The organism is Streptomyces sp. NBC_00443, from assembly GCF_036014175.1.
Taxonomy (GTDB): Bacteria; Actinomycetota; Actinomycetes; order Streptomycetales; family Streptomycetaceae; genus Streptomyces.
This window is the reverse complement of the sequence record NZ_CP107917.1, coordinates 4,931,070-4,957,642: the sequence shown is the minus strand read 5'-3', so window position 1 is coordinate 4,957,642 and position 26,573 is coordinate 4,931,070. Positions and strand designations below refer to the sequence as shown.

Below are 26,573 nucleotides of genomic sequence, written 5' to 3'. Positions count from 1 at the left end.
GTGCCCCTACGCCAGAGCACGGGCAAGATACGGGTTCGCCGTCGGACGGACGGGCAGGCCGAGGAAGGCGGTGGCCGCGGCCAGGGTCATCGGGTACGAGTCCACTGCGCGGCGTACGTTGGGGGCGTCCAGGCTCGCGCCGGTGACCAGGCGGTCGAGGTCCACGTAGGCGGAACGAACGGTCTCGATGCCCCGGTAGACCGGCCAGTCGCGCCGCCAGTTCCTGGTGTACTCCCCCGGCAGCCTGCGCTCCCAGCGCCGGAACATACGCTCCCGGATCTCCGCCCTGGTCGGAGTGAGGTGCAGGTGCCGGACCAGGTCGTAGAGGGGGTCGCCGACCACCGCCATCTCCCAGTCGATGATGGTCACCGCGAGGCGGTCGTCGCGGCGCACGAGATTCCACGGGTTCAGGTCACCGTGCAGCAGGGCCGGCTCCCGGTCACTCAGCTCGTAGCGGGACAGGATCACTCGCAGCCGGTCGGCATCGGGCAGTCCGAGGAGCCGGGCCAGTTGCTGCGACTCCTTCGGCAAGTCCCTGACCCACAGCACGAGTTGGTCCCTGAGCCACTGGAAGAAGCCTCCTCCGCCGGCAGCCGGGTCGACCTGCTTGTAGTCCACCAGTGTCAGGGCGCAGAGCTGGTCGACCAGCCCGTCCGCCTCGTGCGGGAGCAGGCCGTGCACGGGGTGGCTGGGAGGAAGGTCGCGCGACCCCACGTAGGTGTGGATGGCGAACGGGTCGCTCGGATAGCTCTCGCCCAGCGCGAGGGCCTTCGGCGCCGCCACGTCCACGGCCGCTTCTTCGATGGCGCGGAGTACGGCGTGCTCGCTGAGGTAGCTGGGCTCTCTGCGGCAGACGCCCGGCAGCCTGCGCCGCACGACCACGGGGAAGTCGACCCCTGGCACCGATACGACCGAGTTGAGGTGTGCGGTGCCTTTGAACACCCGGCCCGCCGGGGCGGCCCCCTCCACCAGCAGGGCCTTGCGCACCGCCGAGGCCGGAAAGTCGGTCCGTTCGCCGAGCCGCCGGTCGGGCTTCCAGGTGAAGGCCTTCCTGACCCAGGCCCGGCCATTGATTCCGCCGTGGCTGCGCGATGCCAGCCATCGGAAGAGGGCGCGTTCGATCTCGGGCCCGCTCGGCACGTTCCCCAGCCGGAGCGGTTCCGCCGCCGCCTCCAGGGCTCGGAGCACCTCCGCCGTCGCCTCGTCGAGTCTCTTCTGGGTGAACGGTTCCTCCAGCGACCGCGCGGCGCGCATGACGTCCGGGTAGACGGACTGTGCCCGCTCGAAGGCGACGTAGCGAGGCAGATCCTTGCCCAGCCCGTTGACGGCCGCGGGGCGGATCTCCAGCATTGCCTCGGCCCAGGCGTCGATCACTTCGGCCCGTTGGTGGGCCGGATACCGCATGCGCACCAGGTGAGTCGCCAGGTCGTGCAAGGGATCGCCGTAGGTCGCCAGCTCCCAGTCCACGCAGATGAGGGGCGGAGCACCGTCGTAGGACACGATCAGGTTGTCCCGGTGCAGGTCCGCGTGCAGCAGGCTGTACGGCCGCCGGGCCATCGCGGGCACGCGCTCGGCGAGCCGGATCAACGCGTCCTCAGGGATGCCGAGGGCAGCGAACAGCCCACCAAAGGCCTGCCAGTTGGGCTGCCGGATCTGCCGGTCGGCAAGGCGTGCCAGCGTCTGCAGAAACCCCTGGCTGTCCGTGTCGTTGCGCGGCCAGGCCGTCGGCAAGGGGGGCAAGGCGCCCCTGCGCACTTGCGCCATCTGGGCAAGCAGGCCGGCCAGCGCCCTGACGAGCAGGGTGTCGACGGGTTTACCGTCCCCGCAGACACTGGAGAGCGGCACGCCGTCCACATAGCTGTGGATCGAGAAGCCGTCTCGTTTGACGAGGCACTGGGGCGCGTGCGGCAGGACTCCCCGGATGGCGTCGAGGATCTGCGCCTCATCGTTCCAGGTTCTGATCACGACGGGCAGCGCGTCGGCGCGCCGGACCCGCACGGTCACCGACGTACCGGCATCGAGACCCACCAGCCATGCCGCGGAGGCCGTGAGTGGCAGCACGTAATTCCGATTGTGGTGTCCGCTGCTCGCCTGGCCCAGCTTCTCGGCTTGCTCCACGAAGTCACTGATGACGTCGTCGGGCGTGGCGCGCCCCCCGTGCACAGGACGGGGAGGGACTGGTGCGCGCACTGGCCGCTCCAACCGGTGACGAGGACGATATGCCAAACGAAAGCACGTGGTGTTCTGCCTCGCACGACATACTCGGACCCTGAGGGCCGCCAGGAGGGGTTCGCCACTCTCTTGCACGAAGTCTTTGCGAGGCCGCTCGAGGTTTGGCTGTTCGCCATCACATACGCACGAACGGGATCCGTTGCTCAATCGGTGCGGGCATGCTACAGCACCCTGTCCGCACGGCTCGGAAGTACTCCGAACTACTCGGACAGCAGCTTCCAGACCGAGTCGAACCACCTCTGCATGCTGTCCACGAACACCGTGCCCGACGAATCGGGGGCCTCGTCCTTCATGTGGTGGGTCAGCGTTGCGTTCAGGCCCAGGACGTCGAGCGCGGTGACCACCTCGTCGTCCTCCAGCATGATCTTGCGCTCGATCACCTCATACGGCCCGTGCAGCGCTTCGGCGCCGTTGAAGAGGTAGAGCTTGAAGGCCGGGGTGAGCGGCGCGCGGCGAATCTCGACGTCGACCGACGGCACCAGCCCCTCGGCCTGGAGGGACGCCAGCGACTGCCGCAGCGACTTCGCATGCCGCTCCGTGATGTCATGCAGCCGCTCCCGCAACCGCGGATCCCCCTTGTCGTCCTTGACGCGGGGATACGGCAGAGACTGTGTCTCAGCGGGCAGAAGCATGCGCAGGGTGATGCGTCCAGGGCTGATGGACCGGCCGCGGATCCGGTCGGCCTGCTGCTGGATGCGCCAGTACAGGGACTCGGACGTCAACGTATAGACGTCCAGGGTCACTTCGGGCTGCTCGAAGGCCTCGCTGATGAGGGATTCGAGGGTGATGCCGCGGCGCGACCGGGTGGCCTTGGGGGTCGGCGAGTGTATCCGCTGGGTCTTGATCACCCGGGACCCGCTGCCCTGCCGTGATTCGATCCAGCCCTCGTCGACCAGTTCCCGCAGGGCCCGTTGGACGGTGTCCCGGGAGACGCCGAACTCCTCCGCCAGGTCACGCTGGGAAGGCAGATAGGAGCCCGGCGAGTACGGCCCGTCGGTCATACGGGCGCGCAACTCGTCGGCGACCCGCTGGAACTCCCGGCCGCCGCTGTCACTGGTCTGCTGCGCATCCACACCTCGACCGTACCGCTTTCAGTCCACCCACAAACCAGGATCCAGTCAACCCGCCTGCCACACAGGCCGGTTGGTTAGGGGATCAGTCAGACCGGGCAGACCATTCGCAAGCCAACCAGTCCAATTGGACGGATAGTTGGAGAGTTGCAGGAAAGCGGAAGGGAGGTGGGGGAATGCTTCTGCTTCAAGTCTCCAGGGAACTCTTCGAGCTGGCCCTGGGCATGCATGCGCAGACGAGGCTCGGCGGCGTCGGTGTGCTGCTCCTGCTGGTGGTGGGGGTAGGCATACGGGCGCGGCGCGTCGGTCTGGCCGTCGGCGCCGCCATGGTGTTCACGCTGCTGATGATTCAGGCCTGAGCCCGTACCAGTGTCAGGACCGACGACAGCGAGTCCACGACCGTAGTGGCCCCGGCCTCCCGCAGCAGCTTCTCCTTGCGCGCATTACGCGCGTAGCCGAGGAACGCCACGCCGGCGCTGTTCGCGGCGGCAAGGTCCGAGGGCGTGTCGCCGATCATCAGGGCGGAGGAGCGCGCCGCCCCCATGGCGCTCAGGGCCCGGTTGAGGCAGTGCGGGTCCGGCTTGAGGTGATGAAGGTCCTGGGTCCGGCCGTAGATGTGCGGGCTGAAGCACGAGAGCAGGCCACGGCCGTCGAGGTACGTGCGGACCACTCGGGGGGAGTTGTTGGTGGCGATGGCCAGTCGGGATCCGACGGCCGTCCAGGTGCGTATCAGCGGGTCCGCGTATTCGGTGGGCATCGCGGAGGCGGTCGCCCGCAGTTCCTCCTGGGTGAGACGTTCCTCCAGCTCCGCGACCAGGTCGCTGCCGGGGTGCCGGCGGTCGACGGCGCGCAGGACGACATGGGGGTCCAGCAACTCCCGTTCGGCGTCGGTCAGCAGCCCGTGCAGCCCCCGCCCCTCAAGCCACTCCACCAGCTCGGCCGCCACCCGCTCCGCCGAATGCCCCGCGAACAGCCGGCAGATCGGGCCGTCGAAGTCCCACAGCACGACGCGGGCGCGCGTGATCAGTTCGCGGAGTCGTTCCGTGTCGTTCTCGGTCTCTGCTGTCACCTGTTCAGTCTGCTTCGTATCAGAAGTCACTAGGAGAGTGTCATGTCAGTGGTGATGGTTTCCCAGAGGGCGTCGAACCACTTCTGGGATTCCCCCACGAACGCGGCGTCACGCTGCCCGGCCTGCTTGACGAAGGAGAAGAGGAGGGACTGGGAGCCCAGGGCGTCGTACATGTCCAGGGTGCGGCTCTCGTACTCCTCCTGGCGTTCGGTGAGGACGTAGTAGCCGATCAGCGCTTCGTCGCCGTTGAGGAGGTAGAGCTTCACCGGGGGTGTGAACGGCAGGGCGCGGAAGGTGACGTGGACTTCGATGCCGTGGGTGGAGCGGACGGCCTGGAGGTTGTGGCGGAGCACCTGGGCCTGGGCGTTGCGCATCGCCAGCCAGCGGTCGTGGACCGGGTCGTCGTCCCCCCGCCCGTCCACCAGGACCGGAAAGGCGAGATGGATGTCCCGGGACGGCAGCAGGAGCCGGACGTCGATCGACTCGGGGTGGATCGAGCCCTCGTGGATCAGGCGGAGGGGTTCGCCGAGGGCCAGCATCAGGGTTTCCGAGGTGTGGCATACGACGTCCACACGGACGTGCGGTGCGGCGAAGGCCTCCGTCAGGCGGGGGGCCAGGCTGACCATCGTCGGCTGGGGTGCGCCCCGGGTGGGGGCCGGCAGGGCGATGCGCGGCGGGCTGCCCTTGCTGACGTTGGTCAGGAGGCCGTCCTCCTGGAGTGCGCGCAGGGCCTGGCGTACGGTGCCTCGCTCCACGCCGAACTCCTCGGCCAGCTCGGCCTGGGTGGGCAGGCGGTCGCCCGCCTTGAGCTCTCCGACGCGGATCCGTTCCCGCAGGATGTCGGCGATCTCCTGCGGCGAGAGTCTCCTGCTGCCGTTCACTGCCACGTTCTCCTGAGTCACGACCAAACGCTACAACTCCCACCCATCTATGGGCAGTTGTTTGTAGCTTGTTTCAAAGTAGGGGCCAAGTGGGGACAACTTAGTTGGAGTTGGCGCCAAGTTGGTTGAGTTGGCGGAAGTAATCCTTCCATCCCCAGAAGCCCGAAGGGGGAAACACCGATGCCCGTTCTCGCACTCCTCTCCGCCGTGTTCGTCGTCGGCGTCGAGCAGACCCTCCAGTGGAAGTACGGTGCCACCGGCATCATCGGCCTGCTGCTGCTCACCATAGGCATCAAGGCCAAGAGCCCGACCGTCAGTTCGATAGGGGCCGTCGTCCTCGCGATCCTGCTCTCGGGTCCCGCCCTATGACAACGGCAAACACTCAGGTCACACACTGTGGGGGATGATCAGCTCGTGAGCAGCAGCTCCGAACTGATCGTCTCCCACAGCGCGTTGAACCACACATGCGACTGCTCCACGAACGTCGTGTCCCGCAGCCCGGCCCCCTGCTCGAAGGCGAACAGCGTCGACTGGATGCCTGGGGCGTCATACATCTCCAGGTGCCGCTGGCCGATCTCCACCTCGCTGCGGGCCAGCGTGTAGTAGGCGAAGAGCGCCTCCGCGCCATTGAGGAGATAGAGCTTCACCGGCGGCGTGAACGGCAGCGCCCGGAAGGTGACCCGCACATCGATGCCGTGCGTGGCGCGCAGCGCCAGCAGATTGTGCCGGAGCACCTGGCCCTGGGCGTTTCGCTGGGCGAGCCAGCGCCGGCGCACCTGTACGTCGGCGTCGCCGGCCGAGCCGTCCACCAGTGTCGGGAACGCGAGCGAGATGTCGCGGCTCGGCAGCATGACGCGGACGTCGACCTTGGCCGGTTTCAGCTGCCCGGCGTGGATCTGGCGAAGCGGTTCGCCCATGGCGAGCGTGAGGGAGACCGAGGTGAGGCACAGCGCGTCGATCTCGACGTGCGGGGCGGCAAAAGCCGCCGCTATCCGCGGGGCGAGGGCCACCATGGTCGGCTGCGGTGCGGCTCCGGGGCCGGTCAGCGCCCTGCCGAGGTCGGGGGCGACGGTCGCCGGGGCCCCTTTGGACACGTTGGTGAGCAGATGCTCCGACTGCAGGATGCGCAGCGCCTGCCGTACGGCTCCGCGCTCGACGCCGAACTCGTCCGCCAGCCTGGCCTGGGTGGGCATGCGCTGGCCGGGCTGCAATGCGCCCGAGGTGATGCGGGCGCGCAGCTCATCGGCCACGTCCCGATGTGACTTCTGTGGCCGCTGTGAACTCTTCCGCCCATTGACGGAGGCGTGTTTCGGCTCCACGACCAAACACTACAACTTCCCGCCATCTTTAGGCAGTTCCAAGGATGGTGGTTATGAGACGTTCCAAGCGGTCATAAGTACAGTGAAGTTGGTCGCCAACTTGAGCAACATGGTCAAACTTCAAGGAGGTTGGCCACCAGAGTCGGTTCTGTCGACCATCGTCCCCGAGAGGAGACCGGCATGCCGCTCATCTACCTCGCCGTCGCCGCGCTCGTCATTGGATTCGAGCAACTCATCCAGTGGAAGTACGGGCCGATGGGCATCATCGCTTTTCTCGCCCTGACCATCGGCATCAAGGCAAAGAACACCATGATCGGCGGCATCGGCGCGGTGATCCTCGTCATGCTGCTCGCCCACTAGGCCTTCACGCGAAGGCCCGGCGACCAGGTTCGGCCGTCCGGGCTCCCTTCCGGAGGGGAGCCGGGAGCCCGGTCGGTCAGCACAGCCACAACTCCACATCGACAACCGAATACCGACCGCACAGCCACAACTGCTCGGCCCAACCGGATAAGGGCGCACAGCCCACCACCACAACCACAACTGAACAGCTCGCTACGGATGAGCAGACCTGTCACCGGCAGAGAGGAGACCTCAGAAAACGTCTGGGCACCACGGTCGCCTGGACGTACGCAGCAGGGCGTCGGCCACCCGGGCGGCGCCCGCTCGTTCTTCCCGCACCCGCCCCAGCGCGGTGAGCCGTACGGCGGACTCGTCCCCGAGCCAGAGGCTGCCCAAGTCGGACACATCGAGGGTGAGTTCGGGCGCCGCCGTGGTCGGCGTACAGGAGGCCCCGTCGGTCGACGCCTCCAGCAGGTAGCGTCCGCCGGTCAGCCCGCCCAAGTCCACGACCTCCAGCACCAGCGACCCCTGCCCCTCGTACGTCCGCGCCTCCAGCGCCCGTACGACGTCCAGGATCCGCACCCACAGCCAGTCCGCCAGCGTCGTGACCCTGGCCGCCCGCGGATCGGGGAGGTAGAGGGGCAGAAGGTCGTCGGGGGCCCGCCAGCCGCTCTTGACCGTCGTGATCCAGTCGATCGAGCACAGGTAGCGCCACAGGGCGCGCTCGGCGTCCGGGGTCGCCGCGACGAGCCAGTTCACGGTCGCCGTGTTGAGCGGCTGCTTGCCGTCGCCCCAGTGGTCGTCCGCCTGGTACGACGCCAGCCCCTGCACCTCGCCGCCCGCCGAGCGGTACACGGCGAAGAAGGGATCGGTCCACGGGGACCTGTCCAGGCGCACCGCCCCGGTGCTGACCTGCCACCAGCGCTCGTCCCGGTCCACGGCGCCCGGCTGGGCGCGGCGCACCCGCTCGTACAGCTCCGGGCCGGTCTTGCGTACGTCCGCGCCGTCCACGATGTCGATACGGCCGCCGTCCTCGGGTCCGGACCACCTCGGGTCGAGGCCGGTGCGGGGGACGTCCACGGTCCACTGGGCCGTGGAGGTGGCGGGGCCGAAGCCGTAGCGGCCGTAGATCGGGTACTCGGCGGCGATCAGGGTGGCGACGACGTCGCCGCGGTCCTTCGCGGCTGCCAGGTCGTGGGCCATCATGCGGGTGAGCAGGCCGCGGCGGCGGTGGGTGGGGCTGACGGTGACGTTCGAGATGGCGTCCGCGGGGACGGGAGCGCCGCCGACCGCGGTGATCTCCTGTGCGAAGGAGCGGAAGGTCGCCACGCAGCGGCCGGTGTCGAAGGCGCCGAGGGTGCGGGACGGGACGATGTACGACGCGCGGTCGGCGACTTCTGTCTCGGAGACGTCGGGGCTGCGCAGAAAGCCGGTGTTCAGGGCCCGGGTCCAGTCGGGGATGTCGGCCTCGGTGATCGGGCGGACGTCTATGGGGGTGGGAGGTTCGGGACGGCTCATGGGGTCACGGTAGGTGGACGGGCGTGGGGTGTCGCCGGGTTTTTCCCGGCCCTCAAACCGGCAGAGCCCCCTCCGCGTGGATGGGGGCTCGCCTCAAGCGCCGGACCTCGGATTGTTCCTACCGGCGTACTACGTGAGCAGGTCGTCCACCTGCGCCTCACCGTCCCGGTACCGCCGCGCGATCTCCGCGCTGCAGTCGTCGGCCGTGCGCTGCAGGCGTTGGCGACGGCGGGACACCTGCTGCTCGTAGCGGACGAGGCGTCCCATCGCGGTGTTCAGCTCGGCGTCCGTACGGGCCTCCAGGTCCGAGAGCTCGACCTCCGCCAGCATTTCGGCCGCCAGCAGCCGGTACTCCTCGCTCTGCGGAGTGCCCAGCGTCACGTGGCGGGCCGAGGAGCGGTGGCGGGCCGGGGCGTCGGTCAGGATCTCCGGGAGGCGGTCGACGACGGCCGCCGCGCCCGCCGGCGAGCGCCGTGCCACCTCCGCCCGCAGGATGTCGATCCGCCCCTGCAGCAGCCGTCGTACATAACTCAGATCCGCCTCGTCGCGTTGGGCGTCCCGGCGCAGGGTGCGCAGTTCGGGCAGGCTGAGTGCGGTCAGCTCGTGCTCGGGCGGTTCCACGGGCAGCCGCGGGCCCGGATCCTCGGCGGTGCGCTGCGTGGGCGGCCGCAGGCCGTCCAGCTGGGCCGCGTGGCTCAACACGACAGCCCCAGGAGGCTGCCCTGAACTCGGTGTGCTCATATGCCTCTACCGTCCCCTCGACCGGCGCGTGGAAGCATGGTGCCATCCCAACTGGCCGCAATGTGACCGAGTGCCCCTGAACGGGCCCAGATGGGGGGGTAAGGATCAAAAAAGAAACCCCCAATGAGGCCACTCCCCCGCACACGGCATGATGACCGCATGCGAGCTGTGGTGCAGAGGGTGGACGGCGCGAGTGTCGTCGTGGACGACGAGACGGTCGGGGAGATCGACGGCGAGGGGCTCTGCGTACTCGTCGGCGTCACGCACGAGGACACCAAGGAGAAGGCGGCCCAACTCGCCCGCAAACTCTGGTCGATCCGCATGCTGCAGGACGAGAAGTCCTGCAGCGACATCGACGCCCCGCTCCTCGTCATCAGCCAGTTCACCCTGTACGGCGACGCGCGCAAGGGACGACGGCCCACCTGGAGCGCCGCCGCCCCGGGCGATGTCGCCGAGCCGCTCGTGGACGAGGTCGTCGCGCAACTCCGCGCTCTGGGCGCCACGGTGGCGACGGGCCGGTTCGGGGCCCGGATGCGGGTGTCCCTGACGAACGACGGCCCGTTCACCGTGCTCCTGGAGATCTGAGCCTCAGGGCTCGACCACGGTCTCCTGCGCCGCGGCCGTCGTGTCCGCCATCAGCGGCGCGTCCACCGGCACGTTCCGCTTGACCAGCGCGAGCGCGACCGGGCCGAGCTCGTGGTGCCGTACGGACGTCGTGATGAAACCGATCTTGCGGCCGTCGGGGCCCTCGTCGGCGAGCCGGATCTCGGTGCCCGGCGTCGGCAGGTGCACCTCGCTGCCGTCGAGGTGCAGGAAGACCAGCCGGCGCGGCGGCTTGCCGAGGTTCTGGACGCGGGCCACGGTCTCCTGGCCGCGGTAGCAGCCCTTCTGGAGGTGCACCGCGCTGCCGATCCAGCCCAGCTCGTGCGGGATGGTGCGGTGGTCGGTCTCGAAGCCGAGGCGCGGGCGGTGGTGCTCGACGCGCAACGCCTCGTGGGCGAGGATTCCGGCCGGCGGGCCGGCCTTCTCCGCGTACGACTCCAGGTCGCCACGCGGGAGGAACAGGTCGCGGCCGTACGCCGTCTCGCGTACGACGGCGCCCTCGGGCACCTCGGCGATCGACCCGGCGGGCAGGTGCACGACCGCGAACTCGGCGGTCCGGTCGGCGACTTCGACCTGGTAGAAGAACTTCATCGACTCCAGGTACGCGATCAGCGCGTCCTGTGTGCCGGGCTCGACATGGGCCCAGACCGTCGTGCCGTCGTCGACCAGGTACAGCGCGTGCTCGATGTGGCCGTGCGCGGAGAGGATCAGCGCCTCGGTGGCCTCGCCCACCGAGAGATCGCTGACGTTTTGCGTGAGCAGCAGATGCAGCCAGCTCAACCGGTCCTGACCGGTGACGGCGATCACTCCGCGGTGCGAGAGGTCGACGAAACCGGTGCCGTCGGCGAGGGCACGCTGCTCGCGGAACAGATCGCCGTAGTGGGCGGCGACGCCTTCGTCCACGCCCTCGGCGGGCACGGCACCGGGCAGGGTCAGCAGGGGGCTCTTCATGGTCACAAGCCTACGACTCGGTAGTTGAACTCTTGCCGTTCGAGCCCTGGGCCGAACGGTCCGGCCGGACTGCACGCTCCGCGCAGTCCTTGCAGCGGCCGAAGATCGCGAAGTGCTTCATGTCCGTGTCGAACCCGAAGGTCTCGCGCAGTTTCGCCGTGAAGTCCGCGGCCACCGACACATCGGCCTCGATCACGTTCGTGCAGTCGCGGCAGACCAGGTGGAGGTGATGGTGCCGGTCCGCCAGGTGGTACGTCGGCGCGCCGTGCCCGAGGTGGGCGTGGCTGACCAGCCCGAGCTCCTCCAGGAGCTCCAGGGTCCGGTACACGGTGGAAATGTTGACCCCCGACGCCGTCTTCCTCACTTCCACGAGGATGTCGTCGGGGGTCGCATGCTCAAGGGTGTCCACGGCTTCCAGGACAAGCTGACGCTGCGGCGTCAGCCGGTAGCCGCGCTGCCTGAGGTCGCTCTTCCAGTCGGTGCTCACCACACCCAAGAGTCTAGGACTACTTGAAGAAAGCGATGCCGTCGTCCGGCATGTCATCGGGCAGGGCCTTCGCCCAGCGCTCGACGTCCTCCGGGGAGACGACCTTCTTCAGGTGGGCCGACATGTAGGGGCTCAGCTCGACCTCGGGGGTCTGCTTCTCGCCGACCCACATGAGGTCGCTCTTGACGTAGCCGTACAGCCGCTTGCCGCCGGTGTACGGGCTGGAGGCGGCCGTGCGGGCCACCGCGTCCGTGACCAGGTCGATCTGCGGCTTCTTGTCCGCCAGCTCGCCGTACCAGATCTCGACGACGCCGTCGTCGCGGACCATGGTGACCTCGACCTTGCGGTCGGCGTCGATGCGCCAGAAGCCGTACTCGGACTCCAGCGGCTTCACCTTGTTGCCGTCGTTGTCCAGCACCCAGGTGTGGGAACGGTACTCCAGGAAGTCACGCCCGTCGTGGGTGAAGGTGACCTCCTGCCCGAAGTTGCACTTCTCGGAGCCGGGGCTGCGTTCGTTACTGCCTCCGACAGGGGCGTGCACGCCCGCGCCCGCCCAGCTGCCGAGCAGGAAGGCGAGGGGGACGAGGTCCTTGTGAAGGTCGGACGGGATCTCGATCATGAGCAGCTCAGAAGTCTCGTACGTCGGGTGATGGGGATCAGCGCTGGCCCTGGTACAGCTTCTTCACGGCCAGCCCGGAGAAGGCGAGGACGCCGACGCAGACCAGGACCAGCAGGGCTTCGAAGAAGATCTCCACGGGGTTGCTCCTCGATTGAGCGGAGAGTGTGCGGTACTTACACAGGGCCGGGCCCCAGCTTACGCGGCCGGGGACCGGCCCTCCGTGTGAGGTGGGCCCTTGCGGGATCAGCCGAGCAGCTGGCTCTGGAGGACCACCGTCTGCTGGAAGGGGATGGCCGCGGCACCGCCCTTGCGGGACTGCACGACCAGCCCCAGGACGTCACCCGACACCAGGTACGCCTGCCGGACCTGCTCGGCACCGTACGGCTTCGCCTCGGCGTAGGCGTAGTGCCGTACGTCGGTGAGCCCGGCCTCGGCGGGGAACTCCTCGTCCGTGTGCACCTCGGCGGCGCCGCGCAGGGCGTGCTCGGGCGAGTCGTAGCTGGTGAAGTGGTCCTGCTGGAGCACGTCGGCCACCTGGGCGGACTCGAACTGCAGCAGGTAGATCCGGGTGTGCGTGCCGTCCGGGGTGGTCCAGCCGCGGGCCGCGACGTGCCGCAGGGCGTGGTCCTTGAGCACCTGGGCGAGGGCGTCCCGGTCCTCCGCGGACCCGTACGCCGCCAGGAAGTCCTTCGTCGCCAGCCAGCCGTTGCGTCCGCTCAGCTCCTTGTCGGCCTTGTCCGTCCTGGCCCCCGCGGGTGCCGGCAGCAGCAGCCTGCGCAGGTCCGCGTGGTGCAGGGCGGCCGCGTTCTCCTCGGCGAAGGGCGCGGGGCTGCCGGAGGGCAGCGGCGGCTTGGTGATCGCCGGGTAGGCCCAGCGCCCGTCCGCCTCGGTCGCGAGACCGGGTACGTCCGTACGCTCCATCCGCGTGATGCCGTACGCGGTCGAGGCGCCGACAGCGGCGAAGACGACGACGGTGGCGGTCCAGCGCAGGACGGCACGCAGAACGCGGCGATCCTTCTTCACCGGAACCACCGGGTTCGCCGGGCTCTCCGAATCCACCGTGCTCACCGGGCTGTCCGGAGGCACCGGGGGAGCGGCAGGGACGGGGGGTGCCTCCGGCATCGGCGGTGCGTCGGCGACGGGCGCCGTCGCGATGGGCTGCTGCTCGGTCATACGGCCTTCCCCGGGTCGTCGATGCGGTCGAGCTGTCGGGTGACGAACATCCCGATGCTGTTCAGGTCGAGCGGCCGGATGCCCGACGCGGTGGCGCTGATCAGCACGTCTCCCGAGTAGGCCGCGCAGAACACCCGGTCGAGCTTCTCGTCGTCGACCTTGGGTGTCAGGAAGCACTTGGCGTTCTTGTGCCCCTCGACCTTCGGGCCCTTGCGGAAGATGCCGATGGCGGAGAGGAACTCGTTCTGGGCGGTCGCGACGTCCCGTGCGTCGTCGCGGCTCTCCATCCGCGCCAGTACGACGCTGACGGAGAACGCCGTCTTGTGGTGGACGGCGTAGGGGTCGGCGTTGTAGTAGCTGCGCATCGCCATGCCCTTGAGGCTCCGCTTGTCGAGCTGCTTCTCCAGCTTCCGGCGCTCGCTGCGGGGCAGGTCCTTGAGCGACTCCTTGCGCAGGGCGGTGGCCTGGCGGCCACTGAGCTCGGCGTCGGAACCGAACTCCCCGAGGTCGGGACCGCGGGTGTAGCCCTTCTCGTCGTACGGCAGCAGCAGGCCGGCCAGCCCCGTGGCCGTCCCCTTCGCCGCCTCCGCCTTGTCGCCGGCCGCGGCGGGCTCGGGGAACTTCCAGGTCGGCGCGCCCGCATCGCGGTCGGCGTCCTGGACGGTCACCACGGTGTAGCCGGCACCGCCGACGACGGCACCGAGCAGCAGGACGGTCCCGGCGAGGGCGGCGATGCGCGAGGCCCGAGGCCGCTTGGGGCCGGGGCTCGCGGGGAGGTTCTCGGGGCTGGAGAGGATCTCAGGGCCGGCGAGTATCCCGGGGCTCTCGGCGCTCTCGGAGGCCGGCAGGGCCTCGGGGCTCCGGAGTCCCTCGGGGCTCCGAGCTTCCTCAGGTGTCTCGCTCACAGCCGGCCCACCTGCCGCTTGGCCAGGTCCATGATCTTCTCCTTGGGGATCGGCTTGGTGTCGTAGACCCAGATGTCCATCGCGATGTCACCGCGCCAGGCGTGCGCCTCGGCCGAGTACAGCGGGAGGTAGCCGGGCTTGCGATCCGGGGTGTCGTGCACATACGCCATGCCGTCGCCCGTGCCGGGAACGGGCCAGCTGCGGGTGTCGGACTCCTCCTCGGCCCAGTAATAGGAGCCTTCGGCGTTCTCGGCGGCCGACAAGGCCTGCTCCTGGCGGTACTGCACCAGGTGGATCACGACGTTCTGCGTGCTGCCCACCCGCCAGCTCGTGGCGGCGGCGCGGCGGAACTGCTCCTCGATGAGGTCGCCGACTACCTCGTCAGGCTCCTTGAAGGTCTCCGCGTACCCGGCGAGGTCCATCCAGCCGTCCGTGCCCAGCTCGAAGACGGTGTCCCGGGTGCCCTTGGGCCGCTTGAGCAGCAGCTTGCGCAGGTCGCCGTCGGTCTTCACCCGACGGTCCTCGGCGGCGGACAGCGGCTCGACCTCGCCCGTGGCCTGCTTGACCACGGGCTGGGACAGGGGCGGCAGTCTCGTGGGCTCGCGGTCGGCCTGCACGAGATAGCCGGTACAGGTCCCGGCGACCACACCGAGGACGACGGCGCCGGCGATCAGCAGTGCCGTACGCCCCCGTCGGCGGGACCGGGGCACGGCCTCGCCTACTTCTTCAGATTCATCCAAAACGTCCCCCCACGGAACGTGAAGTGCGCATTCCGTATGCGCGCGCACAGGAGACCCATGGCCAACGCACCAGGTTGTAAGGGAGTTGATTACGATTCGGTCATGGCGAAAAAGCTGGTGATCAAGGTGACGGCGGGGGCCGATGCCCCCGAACGCTGCTCACAGGCGTTCACGGTGGCGGCGGTGGCGGTGGCCAGTGGCGTCGACGTCTCCGTGTGGCTGACCGGCGAGTCCGCCTGGTTCGCCCTCCCGGGCCGCGCCGCCGAGTTCGAACTCCCGCACGCGGCCCCGCTCCCCGACCTGATCGACTCCATCCTGGCCACCGGCCGCCTCACCCTGTGCACCCAGTGCGCGGCCCGCCGGGACATCACGGAGAAGGACGTCATCGAGGGCGTACGGATCGCGGGCGCCCAGGTCTTCGTACAGGAGGCCCTTGGGGACGAGACGCAGGCGCTCGTCTACTGAGACAGCCACGCGCCTCACGGTGGGCCGCGCACGGAGGCGCCGGGGCCCTCACTGGCGCGGCCGCTTCTTTCCGTCGAGTTCGTCCCACCACTCGTCGGACTGGGGGTCGCCGGACGGATCGTCCCACCAGCGGTCCTCCGGGCCGCGGCGGTTGGCGACCATGGCGGCGAGCGGCGGGATGACCATCGCGACCACGCACATGCCCACGGCCACCGGGACCGACCAGAGGCGCACGACGGCCCAGGCCAGGACGAAGAGCGTGATGCAGATCCCCATCATGGCGAAGTACCAATGACGTCGCCGCGCGTACATGACTCCAGCGTAAATCCGCGTCGGCCGGCGCACAGGACTCCACTTGCGAGGGCCGCAGGCGCCTGCCCCGCACAGGACGAAGGGCCGCACCCCAGGCGTCCAACCCGCGGGGTGCGGCCCTTCGGCCGATCAGGAGTGCCTCAGACCGCGATCGCGATCTCCGCCAGGCCGCCCTGCTGGGCGACGACCGTACGGTCGGCGGTGGCGCCGGGGACGAGTGCGCGCACGGTCCAGGTGCCCTCGGCCGCGTAGAAGCGGAACTGGCCCGTGGCGGAGGTGGGGACCTCCGCGGTGAACTCGCCGGTCGAGTCCAGCAGACGGACGTAGCCCGTCACCGGCTCGCCGTCGCGGGTCACCTGACCCTGGATCGTGGTCTCACCGGGCTTGATCGTCGAGGCGTCGGGGCCGCCAGCCTTCGCTCCACACATGTCTTTCTCCAAAGATGGGGTCTGACCGGAAGGAAGGCCGGTCGGGATCTGCGGGTCTGCGCTCTTACTACGCTTGCTGCGGGACTTACTTGTTGGCGCCGAGCTCGATCGGCACGCCGACGAGGGAGCCGTACTCGGTCCAGGAGCCGTCGTAGTTCTTGACGTTCTCCACACCGAGCAGCTCGTGCAGGACGAACCAGGTCAGCGCGGAGCGCTCACCGATGCGGCAGTAGGCGATGGTGTCCTTCGCCAGGTCGACCTGCTCGTCGGCGTAGAGCTCCTTGAGCTCGTCGTCCGACTTGAAGGTGCCGTCGTCGTTGGCGTTCTTCGACCACGGGATGTTGCGCGCGGACGGGACGTGGCCCGGACGCTGCGACTGCTCCTGCGGCAGGTGGGCCGGCGCGAGCAGCTTGCCGCTGAACTCGTCGGGCGAACGGACGTCGACCAGGTTCTGCGCACCGATGGCCGCCACCACGTCGTCGCGGAAGGCGCGGATGGAGGTGTCCTGGGCCTTGGCCTTGTAGTCGGTCGCCGGGCGCTGCGGAACCTCCTCGACCAGCTCGCGGGCGTCCAGCTCCCACTTCTTGCGGCCGCCGTCGAGGAGCTTTACGTTCTCGTGGCCGTAGAGCTTGAAGTACCAGTAGGCGTACGACGCGAACCAGTTGTTGTTGCCGCCGTAGAGGATCACCAGGGTGTCGTTGGCGATGCCCTTCGCCGACAGGAGCTTCTCGAAGCCCTCCTGGTCGATGAAGTCGCGGCGGACCGGGTCCTGCAGATCTGCGGTCCAGTCGATGCGGATCGCGTTCCTGATGTGGTTCTTCTCGTAGGCGGACGTGTCTTCGTCCACCTCCACGATCGCGATGTCGGCGTTGTCCAGGTTGTCCTGGACCCAGTCGGCGTCGACGAGGACGTCGCTGCGGCTCATGCTCTTTCTCCTCCGGGGCAGTTGCGGCGGGGCGTGCGAATGAGAGGGGTGCGTGCTCGGACCGAGACGACGCACCTGTGCCCTGGTCAGGGCAGCGGGGAAACGCAGAAGTCGGAGCTTCCGCTCAGAAGGGGCGACAGAGCATGGCGGCAACGCGGCAGAGGTCTACTGCCCGCCGCTTCGTGAGATCCGCCTGTCGCTTCATGGGCTCGATCGTAGGGACGGACAGGCGGGCGTGTCACCGGCGTGTCGCATGCTGAGACGAGATTGTCCGGGATGCGGGATACGATGACCGCCGAGGCAGCTCCGACCGGGCTCCCGGGCGGACGTATCGGCGGTCACATCTACGGTGCGGACGGCACCGTCTCACCAGCCGGACAGCGGCAGCTGGGGGCCGCAGCCCGACCCCGGGACTGACACCGGTCCCGGTACTACCCGGCGAGGCGGACGTTCGAACCCTTCACCGTGATCTCGACGCCGTCCTTCGCCGCCTGGACGCTGTCGAGCTGGATGCCGCCGGGGAGGCCGTCGATCTTCTGCTCGAAGTCGGTGATCGCACGGGCCCGGTCCTCGGCGATGTCGGCACCGCCGAAGTTGGGCAGCGTGTCGGCCTTCACCCGCACGGTGTCGCCCTGCGCGGAGACCGAGCTGAGGACGTAGACCGGGTTGGGGAGCTTGGTACCGAGGACGGTGGCTTCGACGGCGACCTTGATCTTGCCGTTGCCGCCGTCGGAGAGGCCGACGACGTTCGCGGTGACGCCGGGGGCGACCTGGGTGGGCTCGGACTTGGCGGTCTTCAGCAGCTCGGCGTAGGTGATGGACGCGGTGCCGGAGGCGGTCGTCGCGGTGGCGGAGCTGTAGTCCCCGGAGAACTCGACGCCCTTCATGTTCGCCGTGAGGTCGTCGATCCGGATCGTCTTGCCGTCCGTGCCGGCGGTGGCCTCGTAGTCCTTGATCCCCACCTCGACGTCGTCCAACGAGCCGCTCGCGACCTGAGTGAGGAACGGGAACCCCTTGATGGACACGTCCGGGGCGGCGGCAAGGTTCTCGCTCGCCTGGAGCTTCCCGGCCGCCTCATCCTCGGCGAACCCGACGGCCAGCCGGTCCGCCAGCACGAAGAGGCCGCCCAGGATCACGACGACTATCAGCAGTATCCGCAGGGCGCGCATGTTGTGGTGTTCCCCCCACCTCGGTGTTCGTCAACGACGCGAGGGTAACCCTGCGGCGGGGTTGACCGGCGAATTGTCGATCATCTGTGACAGGGGGTTTGCCTATCCGAAGCGGGGGTCTGGGGGCGGCAGCCCCCAGGTACGGAACGGGTAGGGGCGGCGGGGGCGAGGAAGCCCCCGCCTCAGACCAGCGCCCGCCCCAACAAGTAAACCGCCGGCGCCGCAGTCGCCAACGGCAGCGCAACCCCCGCCGTGAAGTGCACGAACCGCGACGGATAGTCATAGCTGGCCACCCGATGGCCGATCAGGGCACACGCCCCGGCGCCGGCCCCCAGCAGCGCCCCACCGGACCCCACCGCCGTCATCGCACCGACAACAGCCCCCGCCCCGGCCCCCGCCAGCAGCGCGGCCACCACAGAAGCCACCGTCGGCAACGGCAACGCCCGGGCCAGCACCGCGACAGCAACCGCCACCGCCCCGACAGTCACCGCGTCCGCCTCAGCCGCGAGATACCCCGCCGCGACGATCGCCAGCGCCGCCGAGACCACCGTCGCCATCAGCCCGTACATCCGCTCGTCCGGATCGGCGTGCGAACGAAGCTGGAGCACCAGAGTGAGCAGCACCCAGACACCCAGCGTGCCGAGGATCGCCGCAGGTGCCCCGTCGGCCACCAGCAACGCCACGTCCGCCGTGAGCGCCCCCGCGAAGGCCAGCGCGATGCCCTGCCGGGCGGGCCACATGCCGTTCAGCCGGAACCAGCCGGCAGCCGTCACGGCCTGCAGGGCGACAAGGGGAACCAGCAGGGCGTACGACCCGACCGCAGCCGTGACCGAGAGCAACAGCCCCAGCAGCGCGGTGAGCGCGGCCGGCTGAATCCCGGGCTCGATGATCGGGGAACGGCCCTCCAGCCGGGCCCGCTGGGCGTCGGTGACACGGGTGTTGCCGGCGACGGTCGCGGGACCGTAGCCGGAGCCGGAGCCGTCACCGGTCCCTGCCTCCGCCTCGGGCCGGGGCGCCTGGGCGTGGGAAGGCTGAGCGTGGGCTCGCTGCGCGTGGAACTGCTGACCATGACGCTGCTGAGCCCGCCCCTGCGGCTGAGCGGCAGCATGCCGACCCTGTACCTGCGGCTGTGCCTGTGCCTGCGCTTGGGCCTGCGCCTGCGGCACTCCGTCCCAGCCGTGGGCCTCCGCGGCACCGCCGTACCCCGCATACGCCCCCGCCCCCTGCGAGGGCAGGTAAGACGTCTCCGCCGCCGAAGCCGGCGGCTGCACCTGCGTCTCCCAGGTCTGCCCCTGCCACTGCTGCGTGTACTGCTGGGCGGCCTGCGGATCGTCGTGGGCCTGCTGCCCCGGCCACGCCTGCGGCCCGGTCGGCTGCTGCTGCTGCTGTGGCTGCGGCTGCTGTCGCTGCTGCTGATACGGGTCGTACCCGTCGTAACCGTCGTACCCCTGATACGGCTGGTCGGTCATCGTCACCCTCCTGCGAACGGCGGGAGCACCTCGACCGTGCCGCCGTCGGCCAGCCGTACCGTCTCATGTTCGCGGGTGCCCACGGGGTCACCGTCGACGAGGAAGGAGCATCGCTGCAGGACGCGCACGAGTTCACCGGGGTGTCGCTCGCGTGCGGCGTCGAGTGCCTCGGCGAGGGTGGCCGCGTCGAACGGCTCCTCGGCGATCCCGGCCGCGGCCTTCGCGGCGGCCCAGTAGCGCACCGTGACCTTTGGCATCCGGTTCCTCTGTCGATCGGCTGTGTACCCCGTCAGGCTAGCCGCCCCGTGCGGCGGCCCAGCCCCCGATCCGGGCCAGCAGTTCCTCGGAGGCCGCGTGCTCCGCATGGCCCATGCCCGGCTCCAGCCAGAGTTCGCCGTGGTCACCGGCCGCCTGGTCCAGCATGCGGGGGTGGTCGAGAGGGAAGTAGCCGTCCAGCTCGCCGTGCACGATCAGCAACGGCGTCGGCGCGATCCTCGGGACCGCCTCCACCGGGGACATCGGCACGGGGCTCCAGTCCCGGTGGTGGATCCGGGTGCGGAATCCGTAGCGGCCCACCAGGCGCCCCTCGGGCCGGGTCACCAGCCAGTGCAGGCGGCGCATGCGGGGCGTACCCCGGTAGTACCAGCGCGCAGGCGCGCTCACGGAGACAACCGCGTCCGTATGCGCGCCGCGGCCCCCGTGCGCCCCGAGCCTCCCGAGCTCCTCGCCGCCCCGGCCGTCCCCGCCCGTCTCGCCGTACAGCGCCGCGTGTCGCAGCACCACCGAGCCGCCCATGGAGAAGCCGATGGTCGCCACGCGTGTGTGCCCGAGTTCGCGGGCCCACCGCACCGCGGCCGCCAGGTCGAGCACCTCGCGGTCCCCCACCGTGGACCGCCCGTCCGACGCGCCGTGCCCGCGGAAGGAGAAGGTGACGACGGCCGCGTGCCGGGTGAGGGCCTGCGCCACTCGTCGCACATGCGGCCGGTCCACATCACCCGTGAAGCCGTGGGCGACGACGAACACCAGGTCACCGGCAGGTTGACGGGAGGAGTCGTATACGACCGCACCCGGGTCGTATACGGAATCGATCGTCACGCCGTCGTCCGTGTGCAGAAACGTCCGCATAGGTGTACGTCTGGTCGTCTCAGAGTTCGGACGAACCGTAGATCGTGCCACATGACCTGCCGAACCAATGCCCATGTGGGCTATTCTGCTGGGCAGAGGACTCGGGCAGCGTAGCCCCCGGGTCCTTTTGTGCTTTCGGAAGCGTTGTATACGACGCGGGAAACCTCAGGTGACCGCAGGTGTACGGGCCCCGGGATCGCAGAGCAGTTCCGTACCGCCCACGTCCTCGCAGGGACCGAGGAGGAACCAGACGTATGAGTTCTCTGCTGCTCCTGACCAACGCCCTCCAGCCGTCGACGGAGGTGCTCCCCGCACTCGGCCTGCTGCTGCACAACGTGCGGGTGGCTCCCGCGGAAGGCCCGGCCCTCGTCGACACCCCCGGTGCCGACGTCATCCTGATCGACGGACGCCGCGACCTCCCGCAGGTCCGCAGCCTGTGCCAGCTCCTGCGCTCGACCGGGCCCGGCTGTCCGCTCGTCCTCGTCGTCACCGAGGGCGGCCTCGCCGCGGTCACCGCCGACTGGGGCATCGACGACGTCCTTCTCGACACCGCCGGCCCCGCCGAGGTCGAGGCGCGACTGCGGCTCGCGATGGGCCGCCAGCAGATCGTCAACGACGACTCCCCCATGGAGATCCGCAACGGCGACCTGTCGGTCGACGAGGCCACCTACAGCGCAAAGCTCAAGGGCCGGGTCCTCGACCTCACCTTCAAGGAGTTCGAGCTCCTGAAGTACCTCGCCCAGCACCCGGGCCGCGTCTTCACGCGCGCGCAGCTCCTCCAGGAGGTCTGGGGCTACGACTACTTCGGCGGCACCCGGACGGTCGACGTCCACGTACGACGCCTGCGCGCCAAGCTCGGACCCGAGCACGAGTCGCTCATCGGAACCGTCCGGAACGTCGGTTATCGATTCGTTACGCCCGAGAAGGTGGACCGCGCCGCCGAGGAAGCCAAGGCCAAGGCCGACCGGGCAAAATCGGCGGATGGGGACGAGATGACCGCCCTGGACGGCGCCGAGGTCCGTGCCGAAGCGTGACGGGCGCCCGGACGGGGGGTCGCGGGCGTCGGGTTCGCGCAGGAGAGTGACAGTGGAGCTGCAGGCAAGCTCCTTCACGCCCTGCCCAGAGCAGGTCCATCCGCGTAGACTCCGCGCGTGGCCAAGGTGACTCGCGATGACGTCGCACGGCTGGCAGGTACCTCCACTGCCGTCGTCAGCTACGTCATCAACAACGGACCAAGGCCGGTCGCCCCGGCCACGCGCGAGCGTGTCCTCGCCGCGATCAAGGAACTGGGGTACCGGCCCGACCGGGTCGCCCAGGCCATGGCCTCGCGGCGCACGGACCTCATAGGCCTGATCGTTCCGGACGCCCGCCAGCCCTTCTTCGGGGAGATGGCGCACGCGGTCGAGTGGGCCGCCGCCGAGCGCGGAAAGATGGTGCTCGTCGGCAACTCCGACTACGTCGGCGAGCGCGAGGTCCACTATCTGCGCGCCTTCCTCGGCATGCGGGTCTCGGGGCTCATCCTCGTCTCGCACGCCCTGAACGACCTGGCAGCCGCCGAGATCGAGGCGTGGGACGCCCGGGTCGTCCTCCTCCACGAGCGGCCCGAGGCCATCGACGACGTCGCCGTCGTCACCGACGACCTGGGCGGCGCTCAGCTCGCCGTACGCCACCTCATCGAGCACGGCAACGAGTACGTCGCCTGTATGGGCGGCACCGCGGAGACCCCCGCCGTCGGCGACCCGGTCTCCGACCACGTCGAGGGCTGGCGGCGCGCGATGGCCGAGGCCAAGATCCCCACCGAGGGGCGGCTGTTCGAGGCGCCGTACAACCGCTACGACGCGTACCGCATAGCGCTCGACCTCCTCTCCGGGCCGCAGCGGCCGCCGGCGATCTTCTGCTCCACCGACGACCAGGCGATCGGCGTGCTGCGTGCGGCGCGGGAGTTGCGGATCGATGTGCCGGGGGAGCTGGCTGTCGCCGGGTTCGACGACATCAAGGAGGCGGCGTTGACGGATCCGCCGCTGACGACGATCGCGTCGGACAGGTCCGCCATGGCACGGGCTGCCGTGGATCTGGTCCTCGATGACGGGCTGCGGGTTGCCGGGTCGCGGCGGGAGCGGCTGAAGGTGTTTCCGTCGCGGCTTGTCGTCCGACGGTCGTGCGGGTGCGCCTGAGAGCTCGGGGGGTTCTGTCATCGGGCGGCTCGCGGTTGTGTGTGGTTGCTCGCGCAGTTCCCCGCGCCCCTGAAGGGGCGCTTCCATGAGGCCTCTCTGAGAGACCTCGGCCAGCTGCCAGAACCGCCTTTACATCGGGCATACGGCCTTCTGCCGGGCTTCTCAGGCGGCGCTCAGGAAGCTCTCATGGTCGGGCGACAAGCTCATTGCCATGACCGAGAGCTTCCGCCGCAGCGGCGATTACGAGAACCCGTACCAGGGCGCCCAGCAGCAGCACGCCTCCTCCCCCGTGAACCCGGAGTGGCCGCCCCCGCCGGCGTACCGGCCGTCGGCGGAGCAGGCAGGCGGCGGAGCCCCCACCGCTCTCCTGACCGAGCCCGTCGCCCAGCAGCCGAGGTCCCGGCGCAGGCCCCGCGGCCCCGTCGCGCTCCTAGCCGCCGTCGCGATCGTCGCCGCGGCGATCGGTGGCGGCACGGCGTACGGCATACAGGAGCTGACCGGCAGCGACACCGTCGCCGCGGCCGGCTCCACCAGTACGAACGTGGTCCCGTCCAGCCAGAAGGGCACGGTCTCCGGGGTCGCCAAGGCGGTCAGCCCGAGCATCGTCGAGATCAACGCGGCCTCGAACGCCGGGTCGTCCACCGGCTCCGGCGTGATCATCACCAGTGACGGCGAGATCGTCACCAACAACCACGTCGTCGCCGGCGCCTCCTCGGTCAAGGTGAAGACCAGCGACGGCAAGGAGTACACCGCCGAGGTCGTCGGCACCGACAGCAGCAAGGACCTCGCGCTGATCAAGCTGCAGAACGCGTCTGGCCTGCAGGCGGCCGCCCTCGGCGACTCCTCCGGTGTCCAGGTCGGCGACGAGGTCGTGGCGATCGGCTCCCCCGAGGGTCTCACCGGCACGGTCACCAGCGGCATCGTGTCCGCGCTCGCCCGTGACGTGACCGTCTCGACGGACGAGGGCCAGCAGCAGCAACAGCAGCAGGGCGGCGGCGGCGGATGGCCGTTCGAGTTCGGCGGTCAGGAGTTCAACGGCGACACGGGTTCGTCGACGACGACGTACAAGGCGATCCAGACGGACGCGTCCCTGAACCCCGGCAACTCCGGCGGCGCGCTGATCGACATGAACGGCAACATCATCGGCATCAACTCCGCGATGTACTCGGCCGCCGGCTCGAGTTCGTCCAACGCGGGCAGCGTGGGCCTGGGCTTCGCCATCCCGATCAACACCGTCAAGTCCGACCTGGCGAAGCTGCGGTCGGGATCGCAGAGCTAGCTGACGCCCCGAGCCGAAGGAGAAGGAGTACGTCATGATCCAGCAGGTTGAGCACAGCACGACCGGCGTCGGTGCGGCCGACTTCGCCCTCGCCCTGGAGGTCGCCGGTGCCCTGCACCCGCCCACGGCCCCGTCCCGGGCACCGGAGCTCGCGACCACCGGGTCGAGCACCGGTCGCCGGGGCGCCTCGGCCCGCAGCCGGCGCCGTACCGTACGAGCCTGAGCAGGCCGAGAAACATGCGACGCTGAAGGCGTTCAGCCGCCCAGCCCCTGTCCCATCGCACCCGAGGATCCCGAGCCCATGAGCCCCGCCGACGGCGACCGTGACCCCCAGCGCATCCTGATCGTCGACGACGAGCCTGCGGTGCGTGAAGCACTCCAGCGCAGCCTCGCCTTCGAGGGATACGACACGGAGGTCGCGGTCGACGGCGCGGACGCGCTGGAGAAGGCGGCCGCCTACCGGCCCGACCTGGTGGTCCTGGACATCCAGATGCCCCGCATGGACGGTCTGACCGCCGCCCGCCGCATCCGTGGCGCCGGCGCCCCGACGCCGATCCTGATGCTGACCGCCCGCGACACGGTCGGCGACCGCGTGACGGGCCTGGACGCCGGGGCCGACGACTACCTGGTCAAGCCGTTCGAACTGGACGAGCTGTTCGCCCGGGTCCGCGCGCTGCTGCGGCGAAGCTCGTACGCGGCGGCGGCCGGTGCGGGCGCGGCGGAGGCGGACGAGGCCCTGACCTTCGCCGACCTGCGCATGGACCTCGCGACGCGGGAGGTCACGCGGGGCGGGCGGCCGGTGGAGCTGACCCGTACGGAGTTCACGCTGCTGGAGATGTTCATGGCGCATCCGCGCCAGGTGCTGACCAGGGAGCAGATCCTGAAGGCGGTCTGGGGCTTCGACTTCGAGCCGTCGTCGAACTCGCTGGACGTGTACGTCATGTATCTGCGCCGCAAGACCGAGGCGGGCGGCGAACCGCGGCTCGTGCACACGGTGCGGGGTGTGGGGTATGTGCTGCGCCAGGGCGGCGCGGAGTGAACAAGGTGCTACGCCGGTTCCGGTCCCTGCCGATCCGCTCGCGGCTGGCGATGCTGGTGGCGGCGGCGGTGGCGTTCGCGGTGGCGGCGGTTTCGGTGACGTGTTGGTTCATCGTGCAGGGGAAGCTGTACGACCAGGTCAACGCCGATCTGGAGGAGATGGCGCGAAGGCCCGGTACGGTCAACGCGCTCCTGCAGAGGTGCACGCAGACCCCGCAGGAGAGCACCCAACTGTTCCCCGGCCGGAACGACTACGTGCAGGCGATCAAGGAGGAGGGCGCGCCCTGCGTCGACCCGAACTCCCCGGGCACCGTCAACGTCACCTCAGCTGACAAGGAGGTGATCAAGGGCGCGAACAGGAGCCAGGGCTTCTTCCGCAACGGCACCGACGAGGACGGCAACGCCGTACGCGTGCTGACCGTGTACCTGGGCGTCGACCAGAACGACTCACAAGGGGTCGCCGTGCAACTCGCGGCCCCTCTCAAGAGCACCCAGTCCACCCTCAACGAACTCGCCCTCATCCTCCTCCTCGTCTCCGGCATCGGAGTCATCGGCGCCGGCGCCGCCGGCCTCGCCGTCGCCCGCGCGGGCCTCCGCCCCGTGGACAAGCTCACCGAGGCCGTCGAACACGTGGCCCGCACCGAGGACCTGAACGTCCGCATCCCGGTCGAGGACGACGCCGAGGACGAGGTGGCCCGGCTCTCCCGCTCCTTCAACTCCATGACGTCCGCCCTGGCCAGCTCCCACGAGCTCCAGCAGCAGCTCATCGCCGACGCCGGCCATGAACTGCGCACCCCCCTCACCTCCCTGCGCACCAACATCGAGCTGCTCACCCGCAGCGAGGAGACGGGCCGCCCGATCCCCGAGGCGGACCGCAAGGCACTGCTCGCCTCGGTGAAGGCTCAGATGACCGAACTCGCCGCCCTCATCGGGGACTTGCAGGAGCTGTCCCGCTCGGAGGGACAGCGGGGCGAGAGGGTCCAGGTGATCTCGCTGGAGGACACCGTCGAGACCGCTCTGCGCCGGGCACGGCTGCGCGGCCCGGAGCTGACGATCACCGCCGACCTCCAGCCCTGGTACGTACGGGCGGAACCGGCGGCACTGGAGCGCGCGGTGGTCAACATCCTCGACAACGCCGTGAAGTTCAGCCCCGAGGGCGGCACCGTCGAGGTGCAGCTCGCCGACGGCGTCCTCACCGTCCGCGACCACGGGCCCGGCATCCCCACCGACGAACTCCCCCACGTCTTCGACCGCTTCTGGCGTTCGCCGAGTGCACGCGCCCTGCCGGGCTCGGGCCTGGGCCTGTCGATCGTGGCGCGCACGGTGCAGCAGGCGGGCGGCCAGGTCACCCTGGCCCACGCGCAGGGCGGCGGCACGGTGGCGACCGTACGCCTGCCCGGCGCGCCGACGGCTCCTCCGGAGACGCCGTAGGCCGCTCCCGAAGGCCCTGGAGGGAGGTCGAACGGCCCTCCCAGGGCGGCAACCTTTCCCTGCGAGGCGGCGACTGATCCGCGGACCATCCCCCGCACGGAACGGATCGCC

At 69.7% G+C, this 26,573-nt stretch carries 32 protein-coding genes; 11 read left to right on the top strand and 21 right to left on the bottom strand.

Annotation, left to right across the window (positions count from 1 at the left end; genetic code table 11):
• Window positions 1–6: 6 nt before the first annotated feature.
• Window positions 7–2,190 carry a phosphotransferase gene (locus tag OHO27_RS22460; RefSeq protein ID WP_443059574.1) on the bottom strand — a complete coding sequence of 728 codons (2,184 nt, stop codon included), beginning with the start codon at window positions 2,188–2,190 and terminating at the stop codon, window positions 7–9.
• A 242-nt stretch (window positions 2,191–2,432) separates the two neighbouring features.
• Window positions 2,433–3,305 (bottom strand): winged helix-turn-helix domain-containing protein, encoded by an 873-nt coding sequence (locus OHO27_RS22455; protein ID WP_328426650.1) that lies wholly within the window; start codon window positions 3,303–3,305, stop codon window positions 2,433–2,435.
• 173 nt (window positions 3,306–3,478) lie between these two features.
• On the opposite strand from OHO27_RS22455, the gene OHO27_RS22450 reads away from it, so the two are divergent.
• Window positions 3,479–3,661: a hypothetical protein gene (locus OHO27_RS22450; protein WP_328426648.1), complete on the top strand. Its 183-nt coding sequence runs from the start codon at window positions 3,479–3,481 to the stop codon at window positions 3,659–3,661.
• Here the strand turns inward: OHO27_RS22450 and OHO27_RS22445 are convergent.
• Both OHO27_RS22445 and OHO27_RS22440 read right to left on the bottom strand, forming a co-directional pair.
• Entirely contained in the window at window positions 3,652–4,371 is a 720-nt protein-coding gene (locus OHO27_RS22445; protein ID WP_328426646.1) for an HAD family hydrolase, read from the bottom strand. The two genes, OHO27_RS22450 and OHO27_RS22445, sit on opposite strands and share 10 nt — an antisense overlap.
• Before the next feature lie 29 nt (window positions 4,372–4,400).
• Complete coding sequence (locus OHO27_RS22440; protein WP_328426644.1) at window positions 4,401–5,279, bottom strand: winged helix-turn-helix domain-containing protein; 879 nt, start codon at window positions 5,277–5,279, stop codon at window positions 4,401–4,403.
• A gap of 153 nt (window positions 5,280–5,432) precedes the next feature.
• Between OHO27_RS22440 and OHO27_RS22435 the strand changes: the two genes are divergently transcribed.
• Window positions 5,433–5,621 carry a hypothetical protein gene (locus OHO27_RS22435; RefSeq protein WP_328426642.1) on the top strand — a complete coding sequence of 63 codons (189 nt, stop codon included), beginning with the start codon at window positions 5,433–5,435 and terminating at the stop codon, window positions 5,619–5,621.
• A gap of 38 nt (window positions 5,622–5,659) precedes the next feature.
• On the opposite strand, the gene OHO27_RS22430 is transcribed toward OHO27_RS22435, so the two are convergent.
• Complete coding sequence (locus OHO27_RS22430; RefSeq protein ID WP_328426640.1) at window positions 5,660–6,577, bottom strand: winged helix-turn-helix domain-containing protein; 918 nt, start codon at window positions 6,575–6,577, stop codon at window positions 5,660–5,662.
• Window positions 6,578–6,751: 174 nt separating this feature from the next.
• On the opposite strand from OHO27_RS22430, the gene OHO27_RS22425 reads away from it, so the two are divergent.
• Entirely contained in the window at window positions 6,752–6,931 is a 180-nt protein-coding gene (locus OHO27_RS22425; RefSeq protein ID WP_328426638.1) for a hypothetical protein, read from the top strand.
• A 231-nt stretch (window positions 6,932–7,162) separates the two neighbouring features.
• Here the strand turns inward: OHO27_RS22425 and OHO27_RS22420 are convergent, their stop codons facing one another.
• On the bottom strand, window positions 7,163–8,428 hold the full coding sequence (locus OHO27_RS22420; RefSeq protein ID WP_328426636.1) for a GNAT family N-acetyltransferase: 1,266 nt from the start codon (window positions 8,426–8,428) through the stop codon (window positions 7,163–7,165).
• A 129-nt stretch (window positions 8,429–8,557) separates the two neighbouring features.
• Window positions 8,558–9,169 carry an RsiG family protein gene (locus tag OHO27_RS22415; RefSeq protein WP_328426634.1) on the bottom strand — a complete coding sequence of 204 codons (612 nt, stop codon included), beginning with the start codon at window positions 9,167–9,169 and terminating at the stop codon, window positions 8,558–8,560.
• 159 nt (window positions 9,170–9,328) lie between these two features.
• Between OHO27_RS22415 and dtd the strand changes: the two genes are divergently transcribed.
• Window positions 9,329–9,754 carry a D-aminoacyl-tRNA deacylase gene (gene dtd, locus OHO27_RS22410; protein WP_328426632.1) on the top strand — a complete coding sequence of 142 codons (426 nt, stop codon included), beginning with the start codon at window positions 9,329–9,331 and terminating at the stop codon, window positions 9,752–9,754.
• Between the two features lie 3 nt (window positions 9,755–9,757).
• Here the strand turns inward: dtd and ygfZ are convergent, their stop codons facing one another.
• The 6 genes from ygfZ to OHO27_RS22380 form a co-directional block, all read right to left on the bottom strand.
• A complete protein-coding gene (gene ygfZ, locus OHO27_RS22405; RefSeq protein ID WP_328426630.1) occupies window positions 9,758–10,723 on the bottom strand; it encodes a CAF17-like 4Fe-4S cluster assembly/insertion protein YgfZ in 966 nt (321 codons plus the stop codon).
• A 10-nt stretch (window positions 10,724–10,733) separates the two neighbouring features.
• On the bottom strand, window positions 10,734–11,213 hold the full coding sequence (locus OHO27_RS22400; RefSeq protein ID WP_328426628.1) for a Fur family transcriptional regulator: 480 nt from the start codon (window positions 11,211–11,213) through the stop codon (window positions 10,734–10,736).
• A gap of 16 nt (window positions 11,214–11,229) precedes the next feature.
• Window positions 11,230–11,829: an FABP family protein gene (locus OHO27_RS22395; protein WP_328426626.1), complete on the bottom strand. Its 600-nt coding sequence runs from the start codon at window positions 11,827–11,829 to the stop codon at window positions 11,230–11,232.
• A 243-nt stretch (window positions 11,830–12,072) separates the two neighbouring features.
• Window positions 12,073–13,002 carry a hypothetical protein gene (locus tag OHO27_RS22390; RefSeq protein WP_328426624.1) on the bottom strand — a complete coding sequence of 310 codons (930 nt, stop codon included), beginning with the start codon at window positions 13,000–13,002 and terminating at the stop codon, window positions 12,073–12,075.
• Entirely contained in the window at window positions 12,999–13,907 is a 909-nt protein-coding gene (locus tag OHO27_RS22385; RefSeq protein WP_328426621.1) for a hypothetical protein, read from the bottom strand. The genes OHO27_RS22390 and OHO27_RS22385 overlap by 4 nt, the downstream gene beginning before the upstream one ends.
• A complete protein-coding gene (locus OHO27_RS22380; protein WP_328426619.1) occupies window positions 13,904–14,617 on the bottom strand; it encodes a hypothetical protein in 714 nt (237 codons plus the stop codon). Before OHO27_RS22380 ends, OHO27_RS22385 begins: the two co-directional genes overlap by 4 nt.
• Window positions 14,618–14,749: 132 nt before the next feature.
• Between OHO27_RS22380 and OHO27_RS22375 the strand changes: the two genes are divergently transcribed.
• Entirely contained in the window at window positions 14,750–15,112 is a 363-nt protein-coding gene (locus OHO27_RS22375) for a DsrE family protein (protein WP_053197877.1), read from the top strand.
• Window positions 15,113–15,160: 48 nt separating this feature from the next.
• On the opposite strand, the gene OHO27_RS22370 is transcribed toward OHO27_RS22375, so the two are convergent.
• The 8 genes from OHO27_RS22370 to OHO27_RS22340 form a co-directional block, all read right to left on the bottom strand.
• Window positions 15,161–15,424, bottom strand: a complete 264-nt coding sequence (locus tag OHO27_RS22370; RefSeq protein WP_328426617.1) for a DUF3099 domain-containing protein — start codon at window positions 15,422–15,424, stop codon at window positions 15,161–15,163.
• Window positions 15,425–15,564: 140 nt separating this feature from the next.
• A complete protein-coding gene (locus OHO27_RS22365; protein ID WP_328426615.1) occupies window positions 15,565–15,852 on the bottom strand; it encodes a DUF1416 domain-containing protein in 288 nt (95 codons plus the stop codon).
• 85 nt (window positions 15,853–15,937) lie between these two features.
• A complete protein-coding gene (locus tag OHO27_RS22360) occupies window positions 15,938–16,777 on the bottom strand; it encodes a sulfurtransferase (protein WP_328426613.1) in 840 nt (279 codons plus the stop codon).
• Between the two features lie 124 nt (window positions 16,778–16,901).
• Complete coding sequence (locus OHO27_RS43175; RefSeq protein WP_350751515.1) at window positions 16,902–16,982, bottom strand: Ms5788A family Cys-rich leader peptide; 81 nt, start codon at window positions 16,980–16,982, stop codon at window positions 16,902–16,904.
• Between the two features lie 226 nt (window positions 16,983–17,208).
• A complete protein-coding gene (locus tag OHO27_RS22355; RefSeq protein WP_328426611.1) occupies window positions 17,209–17,946 on the bottom strand; it encodes an LmeA family phospholipid-binding protein in 738 nt (245 codons plus the stop codon).
• Window positions 17,947–18,128: 182 nt separating this feature from the next.
• On the bottom strand, window positions 18,129–19,415 hold the full coding sequence (locus OHO27_RS22350) for a hypothetical protein (RefSeq protein WP_328426609.1): 1,287 nt from the start codon (window positions 19,413–19,415) through the stop codon (window positions 18,129–18,131).
• Window positions 19,416–19,417: 2 nt separating this feature from the next.
• On the bottom strand, window positions 19,418–19,672 hold the full coding sequence (locus OHO27_RS22345) for a MoaD/ThiS family protein (RefSeq protein ID WP_030052141.1): 255 nt from the start codon (window positions 19,670–19,672) through the stop codon (window positions 19,418–19,420).
• A gap of 37 nt (window positions 19,673–19,709) precedes the next feature.
• Window positions 19,710–20,615: an alpha/beta hydrolase gene (locus OHO27_RS22340; protein WP_328426605.1), complete on the bottom strand. Its 906-nt coding sequence runs from the start codon at window positions 20,613–20,615 to the stop codon at window positions 19,710–19,712.
• Window positions 20,616–20,794: 179 nt separating this feature from the next.
• Here OHO27_RS22340 and OHO27_RS22335 point away from each other — a divergent pair, with 179 nt between their 5' ends.
• From OHO27_RS22335 to OHO27_RS22310, 6 genes are all read left to right on the top strand, one after another.
• On the top strand, window positions 20,795–21,574 hold the full coding sequence (locus OHO27_RS22335; RefSeq protein WP_328426603.1) for a winged helix-turn-helix transcriptional regulator: 780 nt from the start codon (window positions 20,795–20,797) through the stop codon (window positions 21,572–21,574).
• Between the two features lie 117 nt (window positions 21,575–21,691).
• Complete coding sequence (locus OHO27_RS22330) at window positions 21,692–22,714, top strand: LacI family DNA-binding transcriptional regulator (RefSeq protein WP_328426601.1); 1,023 nt, start codon at window positions 21,692–21,694, stop codon at window positions 22,712–22,714.
• A gap of 211 nt (window positions 22,715–22,925) precedes the next feature.
• Complete coding sequence (locus OHO27_RS22325; RefSeq protein ID WP_328426599.1) at window positions 22,926–23,993, top strand: S1C family serine protease; 1,068 nt, start codon at window positions 22,926–22,928, stop codon at window positions 23,991–23,993.
• Window positions 23,994–24,027: 34 nt separating this feature from the next.
• Window positions 24,028–24,216, top strand: a complete 189-nt coding sequence (locus OHO27_RS22320; RefSeq protein WP_328426597.1) for a hypothetical protein — start codon at window positions 24,028–24,030, stop codon at window positions 24,214–24,216.
• 78 nt (window positions 24,217–24,294) lie between these two features.
• A complete protein-coding gene (locus OHO27_RS22315) occupies window positions 24,295–25,032 on the top strand; it encodes a response regulator transcription factor (RefSeq protein ID WP_328426595.1) in 738 nt (245 codons plus the stop codon).
• A complete protein-coding gene (locus tag OHO27_RS22310) occupies window positions 25,029–26,462 on the top strand; it encodes a sensor histidine kinase (RefSeq protein ID WP_328426593.1) in 1,434 nt (477 codons plus the stop codon). Before OHO27_RS22315 ends, OHO27_RS22310 begins: the two co-directional genes overlap by 4 nt.
• Window positions 26,463–26,573: the final 111 nt, after the last annotated feature.

What these genes read in the sequence shown, in the direction of transcription:
- OHO27_RS22450 (WP_328426648.1), top strand. Translation starts at nt 3,479, where the DNA reads ATGCTTCTGCTTCAAGTCTCCAGGGAACTCTTCGAGCTGGCCCTGGGC.
- OHO27_RS22435 (WP_328426642.1), top strand. Translation starts at nt 5,433, where the DNA reads ATGCCCGTTCTCGCACTCCTCTCCGCCGTGTTCGTCGTCGGCGTCGAG.
- OHO27_RS22425 (WP_328426638.1), top strand. Translation starts at nt 6,752, where the DNA reads ATGCCGCTCATCTACCTCGCCGTCGCCGCGCTCGTCATTGGATTCGAG.
- OHO27_RS22420 (WP_328426636.1), bottom strand. Translation starts at nt 8,428, where the DNA reads ATGAGCCGTCCCGAACCTCCCACCCCCATAGACGTCCGCCCGATCACC.
- OHO27_RS22415 (WP_328426634.1), bottom strand. Translation starts at nt 9,169, where the DNA reads ATGAGCACACCGAGTTCAGGGCAGCCTCCTGGGGCTGTCGTGTTGAGC.
- dtd (WP_328426632.1), top strand. Translation starts at nt 9,329, where the DNA reads ATGCGAGCTGTGGTGCAGAGGGTGGACGGCGCGAGTGTCGTCGTGGAC.
- ygfZ (WP_328426630.1), bottom strand. Translation starts at nt 10,723, where the DNA reads ATGAAGAGCCCCCTGCTGACCCTGCCCGGTGCCGTGCCCGCCGAGGGC.
- OHO27_RS22395 (WP_328426626.1), bottom strand. Translation starts at nt 11,829, where the DNA reads ATGATCGAGATCCCGTCCGACCTTCACAAGGACCTCGTCCCCCTCGCC.
- OHO27_RS22390 (WP_328426624.1), bottom strand. Translation starts at nt 13,002, where the DNA reads ATGACCGAGCAGCAGCCCATCGCGACGGCGCCCGTCGCCGACGCACCG.
- OHO27_RS22375 (WP_053197877.1), top strand. Translation starts at nt 14,750, where the DNA reads ATGGCGAAAAAGCTGGTGATCAAGGTGACGGCGGGGGCCGATGCCCCC.
- OHO27_RS22370 (WP_328426617.1), bottom strand. Translation starts at nt 15,424, where the DNA reads ATGTACGCGCGGCGACGTCATTGGTACTTCGCCATGATGGGGATCTGC.
- OHO27_RS22365 (WP_328426615.1), bottom strand. Translation starts at nt 15,852, where the DNA reads ATGTGTGGAGCGAAGGCTGGCGGCCCCGACGCCTCGACGATCAAGCCC.
- OHO27_RS22360 (WP_328426613.1), bottom strand. Translation starts at nt 16,777, where the DNA reads ATGAGCCGCAGCGACGTCCTCGTCGACGCCGACTGGGTCCAGGACAAC.
- OHO27_RS43175 (WP_350751515.1), bottom strand. Translation starts at nt 16,982, where the DNA reads ATGAAGCGACAGGCGGATCTCACGAAGCGGCGGGCAGTAGACCTCTGC.
- OHO27_RS22355 (WP_328426611.1), bottom strand. Translation starts at nt 17,946, where the DNA reads ATGCGCGCCCTGCGGATACTGCTGATAGTCGTCGTGATCCTGGGCGGC.
- OHO27_RS22350 (WP_328426609.1), bottom strand. Translation starts at nt 19,415, where the DNA reads ATGACCGACCAGCCGTATCAGGGGTACGACGGTTACGACGGGTACGAC.
- OHO27_RS22345 (WP_030052141.1), bottom strand. Translation starts at nt 19,672, where the DNA reads ATGCCAAAGGTCACGGTGCGCTACTGGGCCGCCGCGAAGGCCGCGGCC.
- OHO27_RS22340 (WP_328426605.1), bottom strand. Translation starts at nt 20,615, where the DNA reads ATGGGCATTGGTTCGGCAGGTCATGTGGCACGATCTACGGTTCGTCCG.
- OHO27_RS22335 (WP_328426603.1), top strand. Translation starts at nt 20,795, where the DNA reads ATGAGTTCTCTGCTGCTCCTGACCAACGCCCTCCAGCCGTCGACGGAG.
- OHO27_RS22325 (WP_328426599.1), top strand. Translation starts at nt 22,926, where the DNA reads ATGACCGAGAGCTTCCGCCGCAGCGGCGATTACGAGAACCCGTACCAG.
- OHO27_RS22320 (WP_328426597.1), top strand. Translation starts at nt 24,028, where the DNA reads ATGATCCAGCAGGTTGAGCACAGCACGACCGGCGTCGGTGCGGCCGAC.
- OHO27_RS22315 (WP_328426595.1), top strand. Translation starts at nt 24,295, where the DNA reads ATGAGCCCCGCCGACGGCGACCGTGACCCCCAGCGCATCCTGATCGTC.